This is a genomic window from Micromonospora sp. DT47 (assembly GCF_049844475.1).
In the GTDB taxonomy this organism is placed as follows: Bacteria; Actinomycetota; Actinomycetes; order Mycobacteriales; family Micromonosporaceae; genus Micromonospora.
On record NZ_JBNCLC010000005.1, the window covers coordinates 23,955 to 46,535 of the forward strand.

The following is a 22,581-nucleotide window of genomic DNA, read 5'->3' on the forward strand; positions in this document are numbered from 1 at the left end:
GGCTCACTCGCCGGAGAGGCGCGCCGGCGGGGAGCTGGGTAGCGGGAAGCCGCCGCCGGTGCCGGGGCCACCGGTCGGGGTGGGGGTGGGCTCGGTCGGCGTGGGAGTCGGCGGCGTCGGCTCCTGGGTGGGCTCGGGGACGCTCACCGTGATCGTCACCGTGGTGTTACGGGCCTTCTTGGTGCCGCCCTTCGGGTTCTGGCTGGTGACCTTGCCGGCCTCGTCTGCCGGCACCTCGCGGCCCAGATCCACGTTGACCTTGAAGCCGGCGTTCTCCAGTGTTCTGGTCGCCTCTTCCTTGCTCAGCTTTACGACGTCCGGCACCTCGCGGATGTTGCCCCGGGAGACCGTCAGTGTGACCTCGGCACCCTCGTCCACCGAACGGCCCTCCTCCGGGCTCACACCGATGACGATGCCGTCCTTCTCCTCGTCGTCGACCTCCTTGAGCTTCACCACGAACCCTGCCTGCTCCAGCCGGGCCTTGGCGTTCTCGTAGGTCGAGCCTCTCAGATTGTCCGGGATGGGCTTGGTCGCGGGCCCGCCACAGAGGTTGATCCGCACCTGACCGCTCTTCTCCAGGGTTCCGCCGGCGGGCGGATTCTGGCCGACGACCGTGCCCTTCTTGCAGGTGGGGTTGTTGACCGGGTCACCCACGGCGGGCACCAGGCCGGCCTTCTCGATCTCCGCGAACGCTACGGTCTGGGTCTTGCCGGCCAGGTTGGGGACGGTGACCTTCTCCTTGTCGCCCGACTGCATCAGCAGCGCCGCCACCAGGGCGATCACCGCGAGCACGCCGAGCGCCGCGAAGGCCGCGATCACCCAGCCCGAGCTCTTGCGCCGCCCCGGGTCACCGACCCGGGCCGGGATCTGCCGGGTCTGGGCGCCGGCCACCTGGGTCGGGTATCCGGCGCCGGCGGCCGCCGGCGCCAGGTGCGCGGTCTCGTCCTGTGGCATGACCGGGGTGGCCATCACCGGGCGGCCGGCGGCGGCCCGGAGCATGTCGGCCCGCATCTCGCCGGCGCTCTGGTAGCGGTTCAGCGGGTTCTTCGACAGCGCCTTGAGCACGATCGCGTCGACGGCCGGGTTGACGTCCGGGTTGATGTCGCTCGGCGTCGGCGGGGCCTCCCGTACGTGCTGGTAGGCCACACTGACCGGGCTGTCGCCGACGAACGGCGGGTGCCCGCAGAGCAGCTCGAAGAGCACGCAGCCGCCGGCGTACACGTCGGAGCGGGCGTCGACGGCCTCGCCGCGCGCCTGCTCCGGGGAGAGGTACTGCGCCGTGCCGATCACCGCGCTGGTCTGGGTCATCGTGGTGGCGCCGCTGGCCAGCGCGCGGGCGATGCCGAAGTCCATCACCTTGACCTGGCCGGTCTGGGTGAGCATCACGTTGCCGGGCTTGATGTCCCGGTGGATGATCCCGTGCCGGTGGCTGAACTCCAGCGCGGCGCACATGTCGGCGCAGATCTCCAGCGCCCGGCGCGGCTGCAGCCGGCCCTCGACGCCGAGGACCTCCTTGAGGGTCCGTCCGTTGACGAACTCCATCACGATAAACGGGAGCGTCTCGCCGGTCGGGGCGGTCTCCTCCCCGGTGTCGTAGACGGCGACGATCGCCGGGTGGTTCAGCGACGCGGCGTTCTGCGCCTCGCGGCGGAACCGCATCTGGAAGGTGGCGTCACGGGCCAGGTCGGTGCGGAGCATCTTGATCGCGACGTCCCGCCCGAGCCGGAGGTCACGACCGCGGTGCACCTCCGCCATGCCGCCGTAGCCGAGCAGCTCGCCGACCTGGTACCGGCCACCGAGCAGGCGGGCCTGCGCTGTCATCGGGTTCGTCGTCCTTCGCTCGTCGTCGTCTCGCCGCCATCCGTTCGGAGCCATACCACCCGACGGTACGACGTCCGGGCCGGATCGTCGCGTCCGTCGGCGCTCAGCGCGCCGGACGTCACGCTCAGCCGGCCGGGCGCGCCGGGATCACCGGCGCCCGCACCCTGCCGCGCACTGTAGGAAATCACGCCGGAGCAGACCAGGACCAGTACGGCCAGCAGGATGGCGATGGTCACCATCCCTGACCTGGAACGACGCGCCGGAGCGGTGGCCGGGACCGGCTGCCGCGCGTACCCGACGGGCCGGTCGGACCGGACCGGGGCCGGTGGCACGCCCGCGGCGCCGCGGGTCTGCACCGGCGGATGTGGTTGCCGCGCCGCGACCGGCGGCCGGGCCTGCCCGGTCACCGGCGGACGGGGCTGCTGCACCGGCGGGCGGGGCTGCTGGCGCGGCGCGGCGGGCACCTGCGCCCGGGCCACCGACGGGGCCGGCGAGGCCGGTGCGGCGGAGATGGGACGGGCCTGACCACCGGTCCGGGCCTGCTGGGAGAGCGCCAGCTTCGCCTGCCGGGCCACCGACGCCAGCGCGGCGGCGCTCGACCAGCGGGCGGCCGGGTCCTTGGCCAGGGCCCGCTCCACGATCGCCTTCACCGCGGGCGGGATGTCGCCGGGCAGCGGCCGGGGCGTCTCCTGCACGTGCTTCATGGCGATCTCGAGCGGATTGTCCCCCTCGAACGGACGCCGGCCGGCCAGGCACTGGTACGCGACGACACCCAGCGCGTACACGTCGGAGGCGGACGTGGCGACCGCCCCGGTGGCCTGCTCCGGGGAGATGTACGAGGCGGTGCCGAGCACCGACCCGGCGGCGGTGAGCTGGCCGACCAGGTCGGAGCGGGCGATACCGAAGTCGGTCAGCACCAGCGTGCCGTTCGGCCGGACCAGCAGGTTGCCCGGCTTCACGTCCCGGTGCACGATGCCCTTCTCGTGGGCGGCGTGCAGCGCGTCGGCGGCCTGCGCGACCAGCGCCATCGTCCGGGCCGGGGTGAGCCGGCCGACCCGGCTCAGCGTGGCCGAGAGCGCGTCGCCCTCCACGTACTCCATCACCAGGAAGGCGATGTGCTGGTCGCTGCCGAAGTCGTAGACGTCGACCACGCCGGGGTGGTTGATGGTGGCCATGGTCCGCGCCTCGCCGCGGAACCGCTCGGCGAAGCCCGGCTCGTCGAGCAGCGCCGGAAGCAGGCTCTTCACCGCCACCGTACGGCCCAGCACCTGGTCGGTGCCGCGCCAGACGTCGCCCATGCCACCGCTGGCGATCCGCTCGTCGAGGCGGTAGCGGTTGCCGAGCTGGACGCCGGGGCTGAGCATGTCAGCGGCCCCCGGAGTCGGCGATGGCCGCCTGCATGATCCTGCCGCCGATCCGGGCGGCCTCGGAGCTGCCGCCGCTGCCCGCCTCCTCCAGCATCACGCAGACTGCGGAGACCGGGGTGCCGTTCTTGTCCAGGGCGAACCCGATGAACCAGCCGTGGTCGGGCCGGTTCGGCGCGGACTGGGCGGTGCCGGTCTTGCCGCCGACCGTGTACCCGCTGATCTGCGCCTTCCCGCCGGTGCCGTTCTCCACGACGCTGACCATCATCTCCCGCAGGTCGCTGGCCACCTGGCCGTTGACCGGCTGGCGCAGCTCCCGCGGCTTGGCGGTGTAGTAGCTGGTGGTGCGGTCCGGGGCAAGCAGCTGCTTGACCAGGTACGGCCGCATCTGGCTGCCGCCGTTGGCGACCGACCCGGCGATCATCGCGCCCTCCAGGGGCGTCATCCGCACGTCGCGCTGCCCGATCGAGGACTGGGCCAGCGCGCCCGGGTCGGTCGCACCGCCGGGAGCCTCCATGCTGCCGGTCCGGCTGGCCGCCACGCCCAGCCCGTCCTCGCCGAGCCGGCCAACGGTCAGGTCGTCCTGCTCGAAGCCGAACTGCCGGGCCTTCTCCTTGATGGTGTCGGCGCCGAGCTTCAGGCCGAGCTGGGCGAAGCCGGTGTTGCAGGACTCGGTGACCGCCTCCATCAGGCTGACCTGCGCCTCGGGGCAGATGGACGGGTGCGCGTTGCGGATCGGCGAGCCGGAGGTGGGCGGGGTGTAGCTGGAGCCGGCCGGGATCTGGGTGCTCTTGCCGATCCCGTTCTCCAGGGCCGCGGCGGCCACCACGATCTTGAAGGTGGAGCCGGGCGGCAGGGTCTCCGCCAGCGCGCGGTTCGTCAGCGGGCGGTCCGGATCCTTGTCGTACCTGTTGTAGGCCACCGCCGCCTCGTTGGTGTCGTGGCTGGCCAGCGGCTTCGGGTCGAAGCTGGGCATCGAGACCATCGCCTGCACCGCACCGGTCCGCGGGTCGATGGCGATCGCCGCGCCCTTGGAGACCCCCTTCTCGTTGTTGCGCAGCTGCTCGTACGCGGTGTCCTGGGCGCGCTTCGAGATGGTCAGCAGGACGTTGCCGCCGCCGGTCTCGTCGCCGGTGAACATGTCCTTGATCCGGTTGGCGATCAGCGCGTCACTGGTGCCGGCCAGGAACTCGTTCTCGGTCCGCTCGATGCCGACGTCGCCCAGGTTGACCGGCTTGTAGCCGAGCACGTGCGCGTACTTCGACCCGCCCGGGTAGGTGCGCACGTAGCGCAGCTTGCCGCTGGTCTCCTTGCTGGTGGCGATGGCGGTGCCGCCGGCCTCGATGTTGCCCCGCCGACGCTCGTACTCGGCCACCTGGACCCGGCCGTTGTAGTCGCTGTTGCGGTATTCGTCGGCCTTGTAGGCCTGGATCCAGTTCAGGTTGGCGAAGAGCAGACCGAACAGGATCATGACGACGACGCCGACGCGGCGCAGGGGTGCGTTCACGGGCGGATCACCTCCGTGGGTGCACCGTGCAGCTGCTCGGGCGGGCCGCCACCGGGCCGGGCCGCCGGGCCACCACCGGTGGTCACCGGGCGGCGGGCGGCGTCGGAAACCCGGAGCAGCACCGCGATGAGCAGCCAGTTGGCCATCAGGGACGAACCACCGGCGGAGAGGAACGGGGTGGTCTGACCGGTCAGCGGGATGAGCCTGCTGATCCCGCCGACGATCACGAAGACCTGGAGGCCGAGGGTGAAGGCGAGACCGCCGGCGAGCAGCTTGCCGAACGAGTCCCGGACGGCCAGCCCGGCCCGCAGGCCCCGCTCGACGATCAGCAGGTAGGTCACCAGCAGAGCGGTGAGGCCGAAGAGTCCGATCTCCTCGCCGATGCCGGCGAAGATGAAGTCGTTCTGCACCTCGGGGATCTCCAGCGGCTCGCCGGCGCCCGGCCCGGCGCCGAAGAGCCCGCCGCTGCCCAGCGCCAGCAGGCCCTGGACCAGCTGGTAGCCCTTCTCGTACGGGTCGGAGAACGGGTCCAGCCAGATCTCGGCCCGCACGTGGAAGTTGGCGAACGGCCCGCCGACCGTGCCGCCCAGCACGTACGCCAGGTAGGCGCCGCCGAAGAAGAGCAGCAGACCGATGAGCAGCCAACTCACCCGTTCCGTGGCGATGTAGAGCGTTACCACGAACATGCCGAAGTAGAGCAGCGAGGTGCCGAGGTCCTTCTCGAAGACCAGGACCAGCAGGCTCAGCACCCACACCGCGACCACCGGGCCGAGGTCCCGGCCGCGCGGGAAGTCGATGCCGAGGATTCGCCGGCTGGCCAGCGAGAGCACCTCGCGCTTGCGAACCAGGTAGTAGGCGAAGAAGACCAGCAGGGCCAGCTTGGCGAACTCACCCGGCTGGATGCTGAAGCCGCCGATCCGGATCCACAGCTTCGCGCCGTAGATCTCCGAGTACCGGGCGGGCAGCACCGCCGGGATCATCACCAGCACGATGCCGGCCAGACCCAGGGTGTACGCGTACCGGGAGACCGCCCGGTGGTCCTTCACCACGAAGAGCAGGACGGCGGCGAGGATCACCGAGGCGAGCGTCCAGGCGAGCTGGCGACCGCCGTTGCCGGCGAAGATGGCCAACGTCTCCCGTTCGGCCGAGGTCGCTCTGGCCAGGTCGAGCCGGCGCAGGAAGCCGACCCCGATGCCGTTGAGCAGCGCGACCGCCGGCAGCAGCGCCGGGTCGGCGAACGGTGCCAGCCAGCGGATGACCAGGTGCATGCCGACGAAGAGCACGCCCAGCACGGCGGCCGGCATCCAGAAGTCCGGGGTGACCGTGTCGAGCAGGTTCGCCTCGACGATCGCCCCGTACGCCGCCACCAGCACCATGGCCACCAGCAGCAGCGAGAGCTCGGCGTTGCGCCGGGACCGGGCCAGGCGTACGCCAGGCTGCTCGCCCGTCGTGGCGGGCGAGGCTGCCGGTGTGGCCGCTGCGGTCACGGATCGGTCCCTCGGGTCTCAGCCGACGGTCACTCGGACGACCGACAGCCCGCCGGGTCGAGGACCGGCGGAACCGCGTCGGAGGCCGAGGCGTCGGGCGTGGTGGTCGGCGCGGGGGTGACGGAGGGGGCTACCGGGCGGCCGCTGGCGGTCGGGGTGGGTGCCGCCGGGGTGGCCGTCGGCGTGACCGGCGCCGTGCTGGCCACCGGGGTGGGGCTCGGCGGGCAGATCGGCTTCAGGTTGGGGTTGGCCGGGTCGTCGCTGGTCAGCTCGGCCAGCCGGCGCAGCGCGTCCGGCCGGCTCTTGGCCTGGATGCCCTGCTTGACCTGCTCCTGCGCGGCCAGGGTGAGGTCGTCCAGCTTGGCCGGGCTGGTCGAGTGCACGTTGGACAGGTCGAGGCCGGCGACCTGGCCGGGCACCCCGCGGAAGACCGCGAGCTCCCCCTGCTCGGTCGCCCCGACGTAGTACTGCCGCTGGGTGTAGCTCCACCCGGCGAAGAGGCCGCCGCCCAGGATGACCAGCAGCGCCACCAGCATCGCCACGGTACGCAGCGGCCGCGGGCCGTCCGGCTCGTCGTCCCGGGCCGCGGCCGGGTCCTCCGGCGCGGCGGGCCGCGGGGCGGAGAGCGCCGAGGCGCGGGCCGCCGGGGTGGAGACATCGGCCGAGGTGGCCATGCCCCGGTCCCGGGACGCGGCGCCGCCGACGATCGGGCTCGCCTCGACGATGTCCTGGTCGGTGGCGTCCGCGATGATCACGGTGATGTTGTCCGGCCCGCCGCCGCGCAGCGCGAGCTGTACCAGGCGCTCCACACACTGCTGCGGGTCGGTGTACTCCCGCAGCGTGTCGCCGATGGTGTCCGCGCTGACCACGCCGGAGAGGCCGTCGCTGCAGATCAGGTAGCGGTCGCCGGGCAGCACCTGGCGGACGCTGTATTCCGGGTCGATGTCCCGGCCGTCTAGGGCGCGGGTGAGCAGCGAGCGCTGGGGGTGGCTGCTCGCCTCCTCCGCGCTGATCCGGCCCTCGTCGACGAGCATCTGGACGTAGGTGTCGTCCTTGGTGATCTGCGCGAACTCACCGTTGCGCAGAAGGTAGGCCCGCGAGTCACCGATGTGGACCATGCCGAGCTTGCTGCCCGAGAAGAGGGTCGCGGTGAGCGTGGTGCCCATCCCCTCCAGCTGCGGGTTGGCGTCCACGGTGTCGCGGAGCTGCTGATTGGCGGTGCCGACGGCCGAACGCAGGGCATCGACGAGCGCGTCCCCGGGGACGTCCTCGTCGAGCGGCGCCATGGCACCGATGACGATGTTGCTGGCGACGTCACCGGCGGCCATGCCGCCCATGCCGTCGGCGACGGCGAGAAGCCGCGGCCCGGCGTAGACGGAATCCTGGTTTCCGTCTCGGATCAGACCGCGGTCGCTGTGGGCCGCATAGCGCAGGGTCAGAGTCATGGCCGTAATTCGAGAGAGGTGCGGCCGATCCGGATCGGCACGCCGAGGGGGACGGGGGTTGGTCCGGTGACCTTAGCGCGATCAAGGTATGTGCCGTTAGTCGAGCCGAGATCCTCGACGAACCACTGCCCGTCGCGCGGCACGAGCCGGGCGTGCCGCGCGGAGGCGTAGTCGTCGGTGATGACGAGGGTGGAGTCCTCGGCCCGGCCGATGGTGATCTGCGCTTCACCGAGGGTGATCCGGGTGCCGGCGAGCTGGCCGGCGGTGACCACCAACTGGTGCGCGGCCCTGCCCCGCTTCACCTTCGCCGGTTTCGCCGCCTGCCCGGTGGAGGCGCCGACCGCACGTGGCGCGGCCACCAGCCGGCCGGATCGGGCTCCTGCGAAAAGGTCGCGGCGGATGACGCCGACCACCGTGAACACGAAGATCCACAGCAGGATGAGGAACCCGAACCGGGCGACGGTGATGACGAGCTCCGGCAAGGCGGATCAGCCGTCCACGCGGAACGTCAGGGTCGTCGTGCCGAGCTGGACCATGTCGCCCGGGTTGAGGGCGACCGCCGAGACCCGCTGGCCGTTGACCATCGTGCCGTTGGTCGACCCGAGGTCGGTCAGCACGACCTGGCCGCCGTCGAAGTCAAGCCGGGCGTGTCGCCGGGAGATCCCGACGTCCGGCAGGCGCAGGTTGGCCTGGTCCCCGCGGCCGATCACCGTGGAGCCCATCTGCAGCGGGTAGGTACGGCCGTCACCGGAGACCAGTCGGACGTTACGGGCGCCGCCGCCGTGTCCCGGCGGCGGGCCGTAGCCGCCACCCTGGTCGTACGACGGGTACGCCGGCGGGCCGGCGTCGTAGCCGCCCGGCGACGACACCGGGGCGACCTCGCCACCGGTGTAGACCTCGGCGGTGACCCGGAACATCCCGGTGTCCAGCCCCTCGCCGCGTTCGATCTCCACGATCACGTCGCCGTAGACCGTCCACGCCTGCTCGCCGATGAACTCCGCCTGCGACTGGGCCAGCTCCTGGGCCAGCGCGGCGGCGTACGGCGCCAGACGACTGTGGTCGTACGGCGAGAGATCGATCACGTAGCGGTTGGGCACCAACGTGCGGCCACCAGCCAGGATGGCCTTGTGCGCCTCGGCCTCCCGCTGCATGGCGTTGAGGATCTCCACGGGGTGGACCACCCCTTTGAAGACCTTGGCGAAGGCCCCCTCGACCAGGCCTTCCAGACGCTTCTCGAAGCGTTGCAGCACGCTCACCGGCTCCTCCTCGGGTCCCGAGGACATGATGGTATCTGGACGGCGCGCATGCGGCTCGCGCGCCGCTCGGCCACCGCGCGGCGGCCCGTTCGGAACGACCCCTCGGGGCGTGCTAGTCTTTCGTCCGCTACGAACGGTGACCGCCTGTCAAAGACGGTATCCGGTCGGGGGCGAGACGGAGGACTCCGTAGAATGTCCGGGACCCGCTGGAGACGGTGGGACCGACGCGGACTACAGTGTTCGAGGTCGTGCCACGGGGGAGTGGCGGAATGGCAGACGCGCACGGTTCAGGTCCGTGTGTCCGAAAGGACGTGGGGGTTCAACTCCCCCCTTCCCCACCAGATCGACGAGGGCTCCGCTGCTGGCGGGGCCCTCGCGTCGTATCGGGGCGTGCCGGACGTCACGCTATGCTCCGATGGTTTCTGCCTCCTATTGACCAGGAGTCTCGTGTGAGTGTCGCGTTGGTGACCGGGTCGGGCGGTCTGATCGGGTCCGAGGCGGTCCGGCACTTCGCCGGTCTCGGCCTGGATGTGGTCGGCATCGACAACGACATGCGGCAGGAGTTCTTCGGCCCCGAGGCGTCGACCGCGTGGAACGTCCTGCGGCTGACCGACGAGCTGGGGTCGGCGTACTCGCACCACAGCATCGACATCCGGGACCGGGACACGCTGGCGAAGCTCTTCCAGCGGTACGGCCGCGACATCGCCGTGGTGATCCACACGGCCGCGCAGCCCTCGCACGACTGGGCGGTGCGCGACCCGTTCACCGACTTCGACGTCAACGCCGGCGGCACCCTCAACGTGCTGCAGAACGTCCGCGAGCACTGCATCGAGGCGCCGGTGATCCACTGCTCGACCAACAAGGTCTACGGCGACCGGCCCAACAGCCTGCCGCTGGTGGAGCAGGAGACCCGCTGGGAGATCGAGCCGGGGCACCCGTACGAGCAGGGCATCCGCGAGGACATGTCGATCGACGCCTGCCTGCACTCGGTCTTCGGCGCGTCCAAGGTCGCCGCCGACGTGATGGTGCAGGAGTACGGCCGCTACTTCGGCATGCGGACCGCCTGCTTCCGGGGCGGCACGCTGACCGGACCGGCGCACTCCGCCACGGAGCTGCACGGCTTCCTCGGCTACGTGATGCGGGCCAACATGGAGCGCCGGACTTACAAGATCTTCGGCTACCAGGGCAAGCAGGTCCGGGACGCGATCCACAGCTCGGACGTGGTCTCCGCGTTCGAGGCGTTCTTCCGCAACCCGCGCTCGGCGGCGGTCTACAACCTGGGCGGCGGCCGGCACTCCAACACCTCCAACCGAGAGGCGTTCGCGCTGGCCGAGCGGATCACCGGCCAGGAGATGATCACCGAGTACGTCGAGGCGAACCGGATCGGTGACCACAAGTGGTGGATCGGCTCGAACGAGGCGTTCCAGGCCGACTACCCGGACTGGAAGCAGGTCTACGACGTCCCGATGATCATGCGGGAGATCTACGAGGCCAACGTCGACAAGTGGGTGCCGCAGGCATGACCGCGCAGGGCAAGCGGAACGTCCTCGGCGTCCTGGTCGACGCCACCGACTACGCCGCGGCGACCGAGCAGGTGGTGGCGGCGGCGCGCGAGCGACGCCCGCTGGCGCTGACCGCGCTGGCCGTGCACGGTGTGATGACCGGCGTGCTCGACCCGGCGCACAACGCCCGGCTCAACTCCTTCGACGTGGTCACCCCGGACGGCCAGCCGGTCCGCTGGGCGCTCAACCTGCTGCACCACGCCGGCCTCTCGGACCGGGTCTACGGCCCGACGCTGACCCTGCACGTGCTGCGCCGCTTTGCCGAGGAGGGGCTGCCGGTCTACCTCTACGGCTCGACCGAGGAGACCCTGGCGAAGCTGATCCCGGCGCTGGAGCGGATGTTCCCGGCGCTCAAGATCGCCGGGGTGGAGCCGTCGAAGTTCCGTGCGGTCCAGCCGGGCGAGGACGTCGAGATCGCCGACCGGATCAAGGCCAGCGGGGCCCGGCTCGTCCTGGTCGGGCTGGGCTGCCCGCGCCAGGAGGTCTTCGCGTACGCCATGCGGCCGCTGCTGGACATGCCGCTGATGGCGGTCGGAGCCGCCTTCGACTACCACGCCGGCCTGCTCAAGCAGCCGCCGGCGTGGATGCAGCGGGCCGGCCTGGAGTGGTTCTGGCGGCTCGGCCTGGAGCCGAAGCGGCTCTGGCGCCGCTACGTCATCCTCAACCCGGCGTATCTCGCCCGGCTCGCCGGTCAGAAGACCGGCGTGTGGAAGGCGCAGCCGCCAGCCCCGGCCACCGAACGTCCGCCCACCTTCGCGGTCTGACCCGACCTCCGGTGCCGGAGACGTCAGCGACGACGGGCCCCTCCCGGGACGACCGGGAGGGGCCCGCGCGCGTTCTCCGACCCGCTAGAGGGTCAGGGTCCAGGTGTTGATGTAGCCGGTGTCACCGAAGTAGACGTCCCGCACCTGAAGCCGCCAGGTGCCGTTCGCCGCCTCGCTGGAGAGGTTCACCGGGTAGGTGGTGTTGATGTTGTCGGTGCCGTCCCAGAAGCTGCTGTTCTTCAGCCGGTAGGACGAGCCGTCCGGCGCGACCAGGTCGACCACCAGGTCACCGCGGTAGGTGTGCACGATGTTCACCGCGACGGTCGAGCTCGACGAGGCGTTCCGGTTGCATCCCGAGATCGAGATCGAGCTGCTCACCGTGGCGCCGGTGTCGGGGATCGCGACGTCCGTGCCGTTGGTGCCCGAGCAGCCGGTGCTGGTGCCGGTGACGGTCAGCGAGTACGTGGCGGTCTTCGTGCCGGAGGCCGCGGTGCCCGTGACGGTCACGGTGTACGTGCCGGCCGGCGTGCTCGCCGAGGTGCTGATGGTGAGGGTCGACGAACCACCGGAGGTGACCGTCGCCGGGTTGAACGAGGCGGTCGCCCCGGACGGCAGCCCGCTGGCGGAGAGGCTCACCGACTGGGCGGAACCGTTGGTGGTGGCGGTGGCCACGGTGGCGGTCACCGAGCCGCCCGGCGCGGTCGAGCCGGAGGTCGGCGAAACCGACACGGAGAAGTCGTTGGTCGGCGGTGGGGTGCTGTCGTTGACCACGTAGAGCAGCTTGTTGGGCGAGCCGGTACCCGGGTTGGTCACCACGTTGCTGGTCGCGTTCGTGACCAGGTAGTCCCGGACCTGCTGGGCGGTCCAGGAGGGGTTGGCGCTGGCCACCAGCGCCGCCGCGCCGACCACGTGCGGGGTGGCCATCGAGGTGCCGCTGATGGTGTTGGTGGCGGTGTCGCTGCTGCGCCAAGCCGAGGTGATCGACGAGCCCGGCGCGAAGATGTCCAGGCAGGTGCCGATGTTGGAGAACGACGAACGGGCATCGGTGTTGGTGGTCGAGCCGACGGTGATGCCCTCGGCGGTCCGGGCGGGCGAGGTGTTGCAGGCGTTGGCGCCGGAGTCGTTGCCGGCGGCCAGCCCGTAGGTGACGCCGGAGTTGATCGAGTTACGGACCGCGGTGTCCACGGTGCTGGCCGCCCCGCCACCGAGGCTCATGTTGGCCACCGCCGGCTTGACCGCGTTCTGCGTCACCCAGTCGACGCCGGAGATGACGCCGGCGTTGGTCCCGCTGCCCTGGCAGTTGAGCACCTTGACCGCGACGAGCTGGACGCCCTTCGCCAGGCCGTACGACGAGCCACCGACGGTACCGGCGACGTGCGTGCCGTGCCCGTGGCAGTCGGTGTTGTTGGTGTCGACGGTGTTGGTACCCCAGGTGGCCCGACCGCCGAAGTCACTGTGCGTGGTCCGGATGCCGGTGTCGATGATGTAGGCGTGCACGTTGCCCGCCGTGTTCGGGTACGTGTAGGAGCTGTCCAGGGGCAGGTTGCGCTGGTCGACCCGGTCCAGGCCCCAGGAAGGCGGGTTGGTCTGGGTGCCGGAGATCGAGACGGTGTGGTTCTGTTCGACGTACGCCACGGCGGGGTCCGCGGCGATGCGGGCGGCGGCCTGCGCGTTCGCCCGGACCTCAAAGCCGCGCAGCGCGGCGCTGTAGGTGCGCGCCACCGCGCCGCTGTGCCGAGCGACCAGTCGGTGCGCGGTGTCGCCGACCCGGCTGCGGCTGACCGCGCTGTCCTTGAGGACGACGATGTAGCTGTCCGCCACGGCGGTGGCCCCGCCCGCGGCGCGGATCGAACCAACGGGCTCGGCGGCCATCGCGGGCGCGGCGGTCCCGACCATGGCCAGGACCGCCACCCCGACGAGTACGGATCTGTGTGGAAGAGCCATCTCCATACCTCCCTCCGACCGGCATCCGACCGTTCACCCGCCCACGCCGGGTGAACCGATGGACGCCAATCGAGCCGAGGGTAGAGCGGCGCCTACGGGAAATGAACATGTCAACTCCCCCATAACACCGGAGAGATGGTGCCCTTACGGGGCGCAGTCGGGGGCGAACAGGGGCAGCCCCGGATTCCCCGGATCCGGAAAAGGACAAGGCTGTCCGACATGGAGAGTCATCTCGCCGTCCTGATCCCGATCGCCGTGGCCTGGTTGGCGGCCGGCGTCCTGGCGGACGGGCTGCCCCGGCTGGACCGCGCCCGCGCACTCCGCCGGCATACCGGATGGTTGCTCGCCCTGACGGTGACCGGCCTCGGCCTGACCGCGGCGGTGCTGGCGGCCGGCCTGACCAGCGCCGGTGCCACACCGGTGGACCGGGCCGCCGGCGGCCTCGCCCTGGCGGCCGGCCCGGCGCTCGTGGTCGCGGCCTGCACGCTGCGCCGGACGCGCCGGCTACGGGCCGGCGCCGGCGCGTTCGCCACCGCGCCGGCGGCACCCGCCCCGCACGGCCTGCGGGCCGCCGCGGCGCACCCGCTGATCGGCCTGCCGTTGCAGGTCACCGCCCTGGCCACGCTGCCGCCCCTGCTGGCGGCCGGCGGCCTCGACCTCTCCGCCGATCCCAGCATGACCGGGCCGGCGATCACCGTCGGCGGTCTCGCCGCCATCGCCATCGGGGTACGCCACGCGCTGCGCCACAGCCGGCTCACCGAGCGGACGATGCCCGAGGCGCCGGTGCAGGCGCCGGCCTCAGCGGCCGCGCCCCGCGCCCTGCACGTATAGCAGCTCCAGGATCGCCCGGGTCGCATCGAACCACCGGTCCAGCCAGCCGGGTGGCGGGACGCTACCCCTGGGCGGCAGCTCCATCAGCAGGCCGCGCAGCAGCGGGTGGTCGACCAGCGACTCGGTCGGCTCCATCGGCCAGCCGGCCGGCGGGAACGAGGGCTCGGTGAGCGGGTTCGGGTCGAGGGAGGGCAGCGACAGCGATGGCCCGGCCGGCTCCGGCGCGGGCGACCCGGTGTCCCGGCCGCCGATCTCGGTGTCGGTGGACGAGACCTCCGTCAGCACGGTGTCCCGGCGCGCACCGCGGTACTTGCCGCCGAACCGCTCGCTCTTTCCCGGGCCGTTGGGGAGGTTGTCTGAACCGATCGTCGTCATCCGTCTCGCCTGCCTCGCTCGGTCGTCGATCCGTGCGGCGGGTGTCGTCCAGCGCCGTACCGAGGGGTACAACGAGACGGGACGGATGTGGCGACGGGGCCGGCCGGGATCGTCCCCGGCCGGCCCGCGATCAACGCCACGCTGCGTCGGTCAGTGCTGGACGAAGGCGCCGTTCCGGGCGCTGGCGACGAAGGCGTGCCAACCCCCCGGGGCGAAGACCAGGGCGGGACCTGTCCTGTCCTTCGAGTCCCGGACCCCGACCGCCCCGGTCACGTACGCCACCTCGACGCAGTTGTCGCAGTTCGGCCCGCTCTTCGAGCTCTTGAACCAGGTCGCATGCCTCAGGTCCACGGGGAACCTCTTGGTCGCCATTTCCACAACGGCTCCTCTGCCAGTTTTGCGATGTGAGCGATGGACTCCTCCGGGCGTATAGCCGCGGCTCGAATGTGATCGAAGATGAAGCTGTACTTCTGCAGTTCGTCACTCTTCTCGAGGAAGAGCCCACCCGTGGCGTTCTCCGCGTACACGACATCGGGATCACTCGGTTCGGGGAAGCTGAGGATGGTGAACGTGCCGTCCATGCCGGCGTGCGCCCCCACCTCGAAAGGCAGGACCTGGAGCGTCACGTTCGGCAGCTCCGCCACCTCCACCAGCCGCTTGAGCTGGCCACGCATCACCGCGTCGCCGCCCACCGGCCGGCTCAGCACCGCCTCATCGAGCACCACCCACAGATCGACCGGATCATCCTGGGTCAACAACGACTGACGGCCCAGACGGACACGCACCCGCTGCTGCACCTGGTCGACGGTGAAGTCCGGGCGGGCCGCCCGGATCATGGCTCCGGCGTACTCCTCGGTCTCCAGCAGGCCGGGGACCACCTGCTGCTCGTACGCGCGGATCGAACTGGCGGCCGCCTCCAGCCCGACGTACGCCCCGACCAGCACGGTGCTGTAGGGGTGCCACCACCCCTTCTGCCGGGCCTCGCGGGCGATCTGCACCAGCTCGTCGCTCTCGACCCCCACCACGCCGTAGATCCGCAGCATGTCCCGGACGTCGCGCGGGGTGGCCGAGGTGTGGCCGGTCTCGATGCGGGAGATCTTGGAGGCGGAGCACTCCAACTGCTCGGCGACCGCCTCGATGGTGATCCCCGCCGTTTCCCGCTGCCGACGGAGTTCCGCGCCCAGCCGACGGCGCCGGATGGTGGGGCTGCGTCGTTCGCTCACGGCCCCACCCCGCGGGCCACTGCCAGCGAAGGCCCGTTCCTCGCGCTCACCCGGTTACCTCCGGTCGCTCGCGCCTGCGTCGACACCCGCCGAGGGCGCGACCGACGAACGGCGGGCGATCGTTCGCGGCAGGGGTGGTGCCGGTCGTCGACCGGCCGCGTCGGGCGAAACCGGCGTCCAGTGTGCCGCCCCGGGGTCGGCGGCATCAAGCTTCTCGATTCCGTGTCGCGCTCGCGTATCGGCAAAAGTCGACGTGCAACTTGCATCAAGCACGACGCTGATGCACTCTGTCCGTATGGCTCGGGTTACCCACCGTCTCCGAACGCTTCCCCGGCGTGGCGACCCCACCCGGATCGGACGACCGGTGAGGCACCCGCGCCGAACTGCGACGACGAGACCTGCCCCGGGTTGATGACCCCGCCGCTGCACGCCCGACGGCTGCGGCGGCGGGAGCGGTACCCGGGAGCGCCGGGTGATGGTCGGGTGGCGGTCCGCCACCAGCGGGTACGGCCCGACCACCGCCAACGAACCACCGGTCCACGAGGCACGACCCCCTCACCGGACCGGCAGAAGCTTCCCCGATCAACCCCGGTCGGCGCGTCCGCCGGCCATTCCCACCCAGGAGCCCATGTGCTTCCCCGCTCCGGTGACGTACTGCACGTGACTCGCGCGGCGAGTGTCCAGTTCCTCAGACCGGTCACCTTCCGGGTGATCCGGGTGCTCGACTGGCCGACCTACGACGGCTGGCTCTGGCTCGACGGCTACGAGTTGAACGCGGCGGGGGACGCGGTCAACCGGCGGTCGATCTTCGTACAGCAGGCCGGACTCCGGCAGCTGCGGACCGCGCCCGCGCCGCACCAGCACACCGTACGGGCGCGGCGGCCGATCGACCGGAGCCCGGTCCCGGTGGGCTGAGCCCGCGATTGCCAGTCGGGGGCGTGCCGTCGCCATAGAATGGGTACGCCCACCCCGGCGAACGTCACCACCCCGCGCGTCCCGGACCCTGAACCTGGGATGGCCATGGTCAATATGCCCGCCGCGCGGCGGCACCACAGGTCCCGTATCGGTTACGCCTTCGGGCTGCTCGCGCTGGTCGGCGCCGCCACCATGCTCGTGGTGGTGGTGCGGTACCCGGCCGAGTCGGCGACCCGGCTCGCCGAACCGGTCCCGGCGCCCGAGATCACCGTGGTCGAGGAGGACACCGCGCCTCCCGACGACCCCGTGAGCGACGCCGGGATCCCCGACTGGAACGCGCCGGACCGCGGCGGTCTCCGGCACGACGCCGGAGTCGGCGGTGACCGGGCCGTGGGGGCGGATCAGGAGGATGCCGGCGCGACCGGCCGGGATCCGGGTAGCGGTGGCGGCGACGCCGCAGCGGTGGAGGCCGGGCCCGCGCGGACCACCTCGGACCAGCAGAGCCTCAGCCAGTCGCTCTTCTACTCCGGCCTGCTCGGCCTGGCCATCTCGCTGGCCGGCCTGGGACTGGTCGGCACCAGACGCCGGATGTGGTGACCCGGCCCGTCACCGGGTGACGGTGGGCTCGGGCGTCGATGGCGCGGCCTCGCTGGTCGTCGACGGGGACGGCGACGCCGCGGCGGCGACCACCAGCGTCACCTCCTCGTCGGGCCGGACCAGCTCACCGGCGTCCGGCTCGGTCCCGATCACGGTCCCCGGCGCCTGGTCCGACGACCGGGTCACCACCCGGTACGACAGCCCGAACCGGTCCAGCACCGCCTGCGCCCTCGTCCTCGACAGCCCGACCAGGGGCGGCATCGGGATCCGGGCTCCCGCGGTGGTCGGCGGCGTGCTCGGCGGCTCGGTGGTCGGGGCGGTGGTCGTCGGCGCGGCGGTGGTGACCGGCGCGCTGGTGGGCAGCGGCGTCGGCGACGTCGGCTCGGGCCCGGTGTCCTCGGCCGCCCGGACTACCAGCCAGATGCCCGTCCCCAGCACGGCGAGCAGGAGCAGCGCGAGGATGCCCAGCAGGATCGGCATCCACCAGCGGCGACCACGCTGGTCCTCGCCGTACCACTCAGCCGGTTCGCGGTAGTCGGCCGGCCGGGGCGGCGGCACCCCGGCTCGCCCGGACCACACCGGCGGGCCGGCCGGCCCCTGACGGGTCGCCGCGTCCTCCGGCGGCGGCAGCGGCCGGGTCGCGTCGTCGGCGGGCGGCTCCTGGCGGTCGTCGCTCATCGCACGTCCTCTCCGCACGGGCGCGGCCGGCACGGCCCTCGATCGTCCAAGGTAGCGGTCGGGCGCACCGGGCGCCGGGATCAGCGCGGCGACCCGCCCGTCACGGCGTCGCGGACGCGTCGGTGGGGACGGGCTCCCCGGCACCGCAGATCAGCGCCACCTGGTCGTTCCAGTGCGCCGTCGCGTCGGCCGCCGGCTCCTGGGCGGTGACCGTGCCGCGCCGCCCCGTCCGGTAGCGCGGGTACAGGCCCTTCTCGCCGAGCTCCTCGGCGACCTCGTCGCACTCCTCACCGACCAGGTCGGGCACGGTGACCTCGGGCGCCCGACCGGTGACGTACACCTGGACGGTCGTTCCCCGGCGTACCGGGGTGCCCGCGGCGGGTTCCGTCCGAGCCACGTCCCGGCCCGTCCCGGTGCCGAAGACCAGCCGCCAACCGAGCTTGCGGTCGTGCAGCTCCTCGCGCGCCGCCTCGAAGTCCGTGCTCACAAGGGCCGGCACGGTCAATCCACCGTCCTCGGTACGCGGCGCGGGCGGAGTGGTCGTCCCGCCGGACGTCGGCCGGTCGGTGGAGGGCTCCTCGACCGGGCTGGTCACCTCCGACGGCGTGGCGGCCGGCGTACCGGTCGACCGCTCGCCCGGGTCGGCCAGCACCCAGCCGGCCGTCGCCCCGGCGGCGGCCAGGAGGACGACCGCCAGCCCGCCGCCGAGCAGCAGGGTCGCCCGACCCGGCCGCCCACGCCACGGGCCGTCCTGCTCGTTGTACCCGTCCGTCATCGCGCTCCCCGCCTCGTCACCGGCGACGGTACCGCCCACCGCCCACACCGCCCGCCAGCGACCGCGAGCCCGCCACCTCCCACCGCCGCCGCCCGTACCGGACACCGCCGGACACCGGTCGCCGCGCACCCGTCACCGACCGTGGTACCGCCGTCGCACGGCTCGCCGCACCGACCGGGGAACGCTACGCTCCCCGGCATGGCTGGACGGAGCTGGGGAGGATCGGTCGCCACCGCGATCGGCGTCGCTGCCGGCATGGGCGCGGCACAACTGGGCATCGGCTACGGCCTGGGCATCATCAACTGGGCGCCGGCGGGCGCCGGCACCACCGAGGCCACCTGGTTCGCGAGCCTCGCCTGGGCGACCTGGATCGCCGCCGTCTCCACCGTCGCCGGCGCGGTCTGCGCGCAACGGCTGCACGAGCGCGGCGCGGACGCCGAACCAGGTGGCGCCCTGCACCGGGTGACACTCGCCGTGGCGGCGGCGGCCGGCGCGCTGATCACCGTACTGCTGGTCGCCGTCCCGGCCCGGTCGGCCACTGTGCCGGGCAGCTTCTCCCCGCAGAACCTCGCCGCCGGTTACGCCGGCATCGGCGTCCTGGTCGGCCTGGTGACGGCGGTCTGGGCGCTGCACTCGCGGGCCGCCGCGAACAACGTGATCGCCACCATCGGCTTGCTCTGGCTGCTCGCCGTCGTCTCGGTGGTGGACGGAGTGCTCGCCGGCCGCGGGCTGACCAGCGCCCAGCTCGGCATCTGGCAGATCAGCGACGACAGCGCCCGGTACTGGATCCGCGACTACCTCTACTGGCCTGGGGCGCTCCTCGCGACCGGTTCCGCGCTGGTGATCGGCGCGCTGGCCGCGCGGCGTACCGCCGGGTCGCCGCAGCTGCGGTTGGGCGCGGCGGTGTCCGGGGCGGCCGGCCCGCTGCTGGTCGCGATCGCCTACTTCCTCGCCGTACCCCGGCTGGCGACGATCGCCCCGGAGCAGGTCTCCGCCCACCTCGTCGCGCCGTACGCGGTGATCGTCGGCGCGGCCGGCTCGGTGCTGGTGGCCGCGCTCGCCCAGCGCGCCGAACGGCGCCGGGCCACCCCCGACGCGGTGGTGGTGCCCCGGCCCAGGACCGGCGAGCTGGACGACCGGGCGACGTTCGACGATCCCTCGGTTCCCGCTCCGGAGCGCAGGACGCGGCGTCCCGACACGGGCAGCGGCGGGGCGGCCGCCGGACGGACGGACACCGCGGCGGCGACGAGCCGGGGAGCGAGGGTCGACCCGACCGCCGGTGCCACTCCAGCGGTGGCCGTCGCCGAGCCGGGGGCGGGCTCACCTGGGGCGACCGCTCCGGGATCGGGGGCCACCGGTCGGGCGCGACCGGCCCGGCGTGGCCGGACGACCTCGGCCGCCCCGGCGACCTCCGATCCGGCGACGACCGGGAGCCTCTCCCTCGACCCGGCCGGGGACCCGTCGCTCGACCCGGCGGCGTCCGGGGCCCCGGCGGACGACGCCGGGTCGCCGACGACCGGGGAGCTGACCGCTCCCACCACCGGTCCGAAGGCCCGCCCGGGACGCCGCGGCCGCTGACCGTTTCCGGCTGGCCGGCCCGCCGGTCCGGGATCGACCGCCGCCGTCGGGCGTACCCCCGCACCGAGTCGGCGGGGCCGTGGGCCCGGCGGTCAGTCGACCGGCCAGGTGTGCACGGGCTCGTTGCTGCGCTGCAGCTCGGCGTAGCGGCTGGCCATGTGGTGCAGGGCCGCGTCCCGGTCCATGCCCCGGTGCCGCTCGGCCGCCCAGACGGCCTCGGTCTGCCAGACCGCGCCGTTGCGCCCGGTACGGCAGCGCTGCTCGATGATGCCGAGCAGCCGGTCCCGCTCGGCCGGCGCCACGCCGAACCGGTCCAACCCGGCGGCCGCCTTCGGCAGCAGCGTGTCGAGGACCAGCTTGGTCACCGGCACGTCGCCGAGCCGGGGCCAGTGCAGGACGGCGTCCATGCCGCGCCGGGCGGCGGCGTGGAAGTTCTCCTCCGCCGAGCTGAAGGTCAGCTGGCTCCAGATCGGCCGGTCCGATTCGGCCAGCCCGCGCGCGAGCCCGAAGTAGAAGGCGGCGTTGGCGAGCATGTCGACCACGGTCGGGCCGGCCGGCAGCACCCGGTTCTCCACCCGCAGGTGCGGGCGGCCGTTCATGATGTCGTAGATCGGCCGGTTCCAACGGTAGACCGTCCCGTTGTGCAGCCGCAGTTCGCTCAGCTCCGGCACGCCGCCGGAGTGCAGCACCTCGACCGGGTCCTCGTCCTCGCAGATCGGCAGCAGCGGCGGGAAGTAGCGGACGTTCTCCTCGAACAGGTCGAAGATCGAGGTGATCCAGCGTTCGCCGAACCACACCCGGGGGCGTACCCCCTGGGCCTTGAGCTCATCGGGGCGGGTGTCGGTGGCCTGCTCGAACAGCGCGATCCGGGTCTCCGCCCAGAGCTGGCGGCCGTACAGGAACGGGGAGTTGGCGCCGATCGCCACCTGGACCCCGGCGATGGCCTGGGAGGCGTTCCAGTAGTCGGCGAAGCTGTCCGGCGCCACCTGGAGGTGGAACTGGAGGCTGGTGCAGGCGGCCTCGGGGGCGATCGAGTCGGTGTGCGTCTGGAGCCGCTCGACGCCCCGGATGTCGAGTTCGATGTCCTCGCCCCGGGCGCCGACGATCTGGTCGTTGAGCACCCGGTAGCGCTCGTTGGTGGAGAGGTTGTCCGCCACCAGGTGGCGCTCGGTGAGCGTGGGCAGGATGCCGATCAGGACGATCCGGGCGTCGGACTTGGCCGCCCGCTCGTCTGCGCGGGTCAGGCTGCTGCGCAGGTCACGCTCGTAGTCGGCGAAGCCGGTGCCTTCGATGAGCCGGGGCTCGGCGTTCAGCTCGAGGTTGAACTGACCCAGCTCGGTCTGGAAGAGCGGGTCGGCGATGTCGGCGAGGATCTGGTCGTTGCGCATCGCCGGCTCGGCGGCCGGGTCCATCAGGTTGAGTTCGATCTCCAGCCCGGTCATCGGCCGGTCGGCGTCGAAGCCGAAGTCGTCCAGCATCAGCGCGAAGACGTCCAGGCATCGCCGGACCTTCTGCCGGTAGCGGACCCGGTCCTCCCGGGAGAAGGCGCCCTGCTCGACGTCCCTGCCCATGTGCCCTCCCGGCGCGAGGCGCTGCGGGACCGTGCCGTCCCGCCGCGCGTGGTGAACCACCAACTTAAGAGCGCCCACCTCGCCAGGGCCAGAGCCGCGACCGGTGGGCGCTCCGGGCATCTCTACCCAACGGCAGCGGCCCGCACCCGGGTGACCGGGGAACAATCAGTGACGATTCACACCGAAAGCCGTCGCGGCCCCTGCTCAGGGAGGCAGGGGCCGCGACGGAGTGATGATCGGCGGATCAGGCCTGCCGGACGGCCTCGCCCTCGATCTCGATCTTGATCTTCTTGCCGACCAGCACGCCGCCGGTCTCCAGCGCCACGTTCCAGGTCAGACCGAAGTCCTCCCGGTCGATCTCGGTGCTGGCGGAGAAACCGAAGATGTCCTGGCCGAACGGGCTGCGGCCGACGCCCTCGAACTCGACCTTCAGCTCGACCGGGCGGGTGACGCCCTTGATGGTCAGCTCGCCCAGCAGGACGAGCTCGTTGCCCTCGCGGGACTTCACCCCGGTGCTGCGGTACTCCAGCGTCGGGAAGGTCTCCGCGTCGAGGAACTCGGGGCTGCGCAGGTGGGTGTCACGGTCGGCCTGCGCGGTGTTGATGCTGGCCGCCTGGATGGTGGCGGTGACCGAGGACTGCATCGGGTCCTCGGCGACGGTGATGGTGGCGGTCGCGTCGGCGAACTCACCCCGCACCTTGCTGACCATCATGTGCCGGGCGACGAAGCCGACCCGCTTGTGCGCCGCGTCCAGCAGGTAGGTGCCTGCGGTCGGGATGGTAAGGCCCTCCCAGTCGCGGGTAACCGACTCGGTGCTGCTGGTCATGGAACTGCCCTCCAGGGAGATTGTTTAGGAACCCAACGACTGACTGAGCAACTATAGCCACA

At 72.2% G+C, this 22,581-nt stretch carries 21 protein-coding genes and 1 tRNA gene; 7 read left to right on the forward strand and 15 right to left on the reverse strand.

Annotation, left to right across the window (positions count from 1 at the left end; translation table 11 throughout):
• Positions 1-3 precede the first annotated feature (3 nt).
• From pknB to ACLQ2U_RS09415, 7 genes are read right to left on the reverse strand one after another with little or no spacing between them, the layout of a single operon-like run.
• Positions 4-1,821 carry a Stk1 family PASTA domain-containing Ser/Thr kinase gene (pknB, locus tag ACLQ2U_RS09385; RefSeq protein ID WP_425750179.1) on the reverse strand — a complete coding sequence of 606 codons (1,818 nt, stop codon included), beginning with the start codon at positions 1,819-1,821 and terminating at the stop codon, positions 4-6.
• Positions 1,818-3,185 carry a serine/threonine-protein kinase gene (locus ACLQ2U_RS09390; protein ID WP_425750180.1) on the reverse strand — a complete coding sequence of 456 codons (1,368 nt, stop codon included), beginning with the start codon at positions 3,183-3,185 and terminating at the stop codon, positions 1,818-1,820. The genes pknB and ACLQ2U_RS09390 overlap by 4 nt, the downstream gene beginning before the upstream one ends.
• Before the next feature lies 1 nt (position 3,186).
• Complete coding sequence (locus tag ACLQ2U_RS09395; protein ID WP_425750181.1) at positions 3,187-4,692, reverse strand: peptidoglycan D,D-transpeptidase FtsI family protein; 1,506 nt, start codon at positions 4,690-4,692, stop codon at positions 3,187-3,189.
• Entirely contained in the window at positions 4,689-6,179 is a 1,491-nt protein-coding gene (locus tag ACLQ2U_RS09400; protein WP_425750182.1) for an FtsW/RodA/SpoVE family cell cycle protein, read from the reverse strand. The genes ACLQ2U_RS09395 and ACLQ2U_RS09400 overlap by 4 nt, the downstream gene beginning before the upstream one ends.
• 29 nt (positions 6,180-6,208) lie before the next feature.
• Positions 6,209-7,624, reverse strand: coding sequence for a PP2C family protein-serine/threonine phosphatase (locus ACLQ2U_RS09405; protein WP_425750183.1), 1,416 nt, complete (start codon positions 7,622-7,624; stop codon positions 6,209-6,211).
• Entirely contained in the window at positions 7,621-8,106 is a 486-nt protein-coding gene (locus ACLQ2U_RS09410; protein WP_074315675.1) for an FHA domain-containing protein FhaB/FipA, read from the reverse strand. The genes ACLQ2U_RS09405 and ACLQ2U_RS09410 overlap by 4 nt, the downstream gene beginning before the upstream one ends.
• Before the next feature lie 6 nt (positions 8,107-8,112).
• Positions 8,113-8,907, reverse strand: coding sequence for an FhaA domain-containing protein (locus ACLQ2U_RS09415; protein ID WP_425750184.1), 795 nt, complete (start codon positions 8,905-8,907; stop codon positions 8,113-8,115).
• 228 nt (positions 8,908-9,135) lie between these two features.
• Here ACLQ2U_RS09415 and ACLQ2U_RS09420 point away from each other — a divergent pair.
• The 3 genes from ACLQ2U_RS09420 (at position 9,136) to ACLQ2U_RS09430 (ending at position 11,206) form a co-directional block, all read left to right on the forward strand.
• Positions 9,136-9,221 (forward strand) — tRNA-Leu (locus ACLQ2U_RS09420).
• Positions 9,222-9,287: 66 nt separating this feature from the next.
• Complete coding sequence (locus ACLQ2U_RS09425) at positions 9,288-10,403, forward strand: NAD-dependent epimerase/dehydratase family protein (protein ID WP_425750185.1); 1,116 nt, start codon at positions 9,288-9,290, stop codon at positions 10,401-10,403.
• On the forward strand, positions 10,400-11,206 hold the full coding sequence (locus ACLQ2U_RS09430) for a WecB/TagA/CpsF family glycosyltransferase (RefSeq protein WP_425750186.1): 807 nt from the start codon (positions 10,400-10,402) through the stop codon (positions 11,204-11,206). The genes ACLQ2U_RS09425 and ACLQ2U_RS09430 overlap by 4 nt, the downstream gene beginning before the upstream one ends.
• An 84-nt stretch (positions 11,207-11,290) precedes the next feature.
• Here ACLQ2U_RS09430 and ACLQ2U_RS09435 read toward each other — a convergent pair whose 3' ends face one another.
• Positions 11,291-13,150: a S8 family peptidase gene (locus ACLQ2U_RS09435; protein ID WP_425750187.1), complete on the reverse strand. Its 1,860-nt coding sequence runs from the start codon at positions 13,148-13,150 to the stop codon at positions 11,291-11,293.
• Between the two features lie 219 nt (positions 13,151-13,369).
• Between ACLQ2U_RS09435 and ACLQ2U_RS09440 the strand changes: the two genes are divergently transcribed.
• Complete coding sequence (locus tag ACLQ2U_RS09440; protein WP_425750188.1) at positions 13,370-13,981, forward strand: hypothetical protein; 612 nt, start codon at positions 13,370-13,372, stop codon at positions 13,979-13,981.
• Here the strand turns inward: ACLQ2U_RS09440 and ACLQ2U_RS09445 are convergent.
• The 3 genes from ACLQ2U_RS09445 to ACLQ2U_RS09455 all read right to left on the reverse strand — a co-directional run bounded on the left by ACLQ2U_RS09445 (position 13,949) and on the right by ACLQ2U_RS09455 (position 15,579).
• A complete protein-coding gene (locus ACLQ2U_RS09445) occupies positions 13,949-14,356 on the reverse strand; it encodes a hypothetical protein (protein WP_425750189.1) in 408 nt (135 codons plus the stop codon). The two genes, ACLQ2U_RS09440 and ACLQ2U_RS09445, sit on opposite strands and share 33 nt — an antisense overlap.
• 150 nt (positions 14,357-14,506) lie before the next feature.
• Complete coding sequence (locus ACLQ2U_RS09450; protein ID WP_425750190.1) at positions 14,507-14,728, reverse strand: DUF397 domain-containing protein; 222 nt, start codon at positions 14,726-14,728, stop codon at positions 14,507-14,509.
• On the reverse strand, positions 14,698-15,579 hold the full coding sequence (locus ACLQ2U_RS09455) for a helix-turn-helix domain-containing protein (RefSeq protein ID WP_425750191.1): 882 nt from the start codon (positions 15,577-15,579) through the stop codon (positions 14,698-14,700). Before ACLQ2U_RS09455 ends, ACLQ2U_RS09450 begins: the two co-directional genes overlap by 31 nt.
• Positions 15,580-16,209: 630 nt before the next feature.
• Here ACLQ2U_RS09455 and ACLQ2U_RS09460 point away from each other — a divergent pair.
• Complete coding sequence (locus ACLQ2U_RS09460; protein WP_425750192.1) at positions 16,210-16,494, forward strand: hypothetical protein; 285 nt, start codon at positions 16,210-16,212, stop codon at positions 16,492-16,494.
• Positions 16,495-16,593: 99 nt separating this feature from the next.
• The gene (locus tag ACLQ2U_RS09465; protein WP_425750193.1) at positions 16,594-17,091 is read left to right on the forward strand and encodes a hypothetical protein; all 498 of its coding nucleotides are present in this window, start codon (positions 16,594-16,596) and stop codon (positions 17,089-17,091) included.
• Between the two features lie 9 nt (positions 17,092-17,100).
• Here the strand turns inward: ACLQ2U_RS09465 and ACLQ2U_RS09470 are convergent, their stop codons facing one another.
• Together ACLQ2U_RS09470 and ACLQ2U_RS09475 are read right to left on the reverse strand one after the other, a co-directional pair.
• Positions 17,101-17,769, reverse strand: coding sequence for a PASTA domain-containing protein (locus ACLQ2U_RS09470; protein WP_425750194.1), 669 nt, complete (start codon positions 17,767-17,769; stop codon positions 17,101-17,103).
• A 100-nt stretch (positions 17,770-17,869) separates the two neighbouring features.
• Entirely contained in the window at positions 17,870-18,583 is a 714-nt protein-coding gene (locus ACLQ2U_RS09475) for a PASTA domain-containing protein (RefSeq protein ID WP_425750195.1), read from the reverse strand.
• Between the two features lie 159 nt (positions 18,584-18,742).
• Here ACLQ2U_RS09475 and ACLQ2U_RS09480 point away from each other — a divergent pair, with 159 nt between their 5' ends.
• Positions 18,743-20,122, forward strand: coding sequence for a hypothetical protein (locus ACLQ2U_RS09480; RefSeq protein ID WP_425750196.1), 1,380 nt, complete (start codon positions 18,743-18,745; stop codon positions 20,120-20,122).
• A 92-nt stretch (positions 20,123-20,214) separates the two neighbouring features.
• Here the strand turns inward: ACLQ2U_RS09480 and ACLQ2U_RS09485 are convergent, their stop codons facing one another.
• Together ACLQ2U_RS09485 and ACLQ2U_RS09490 are read right to left on the reverse strand one after the other, a co-directional pair.
• Positions 20,215-21,693, reverse strand: a complete 1,479-nt coding sequence (locus ACLQ2U_RS09485) for a glutamate--cysteine ligase (RefSeq protein WP_425750197.1) — start codon at positions 21,691-21,693, stop codon at positions 20,215-20,217.
• Between the two features lie 244 nt (positions 21,694-21,937).
• The gene (locus ACLQ2U_RS09490) at positions 21,938-22,519 is read right to left on the reverse strand and encodes a YceI family protein (RefSeq protein ID WP_425750198.1); all 582 of its coding nucleotides are present in this window, start codon (positions 22,517-22,519) and stop codon (positions 21,938-21,940) included.
• Between the last annotated feature and the right edge of the window lie 62 nt (positions 22,520-22,581).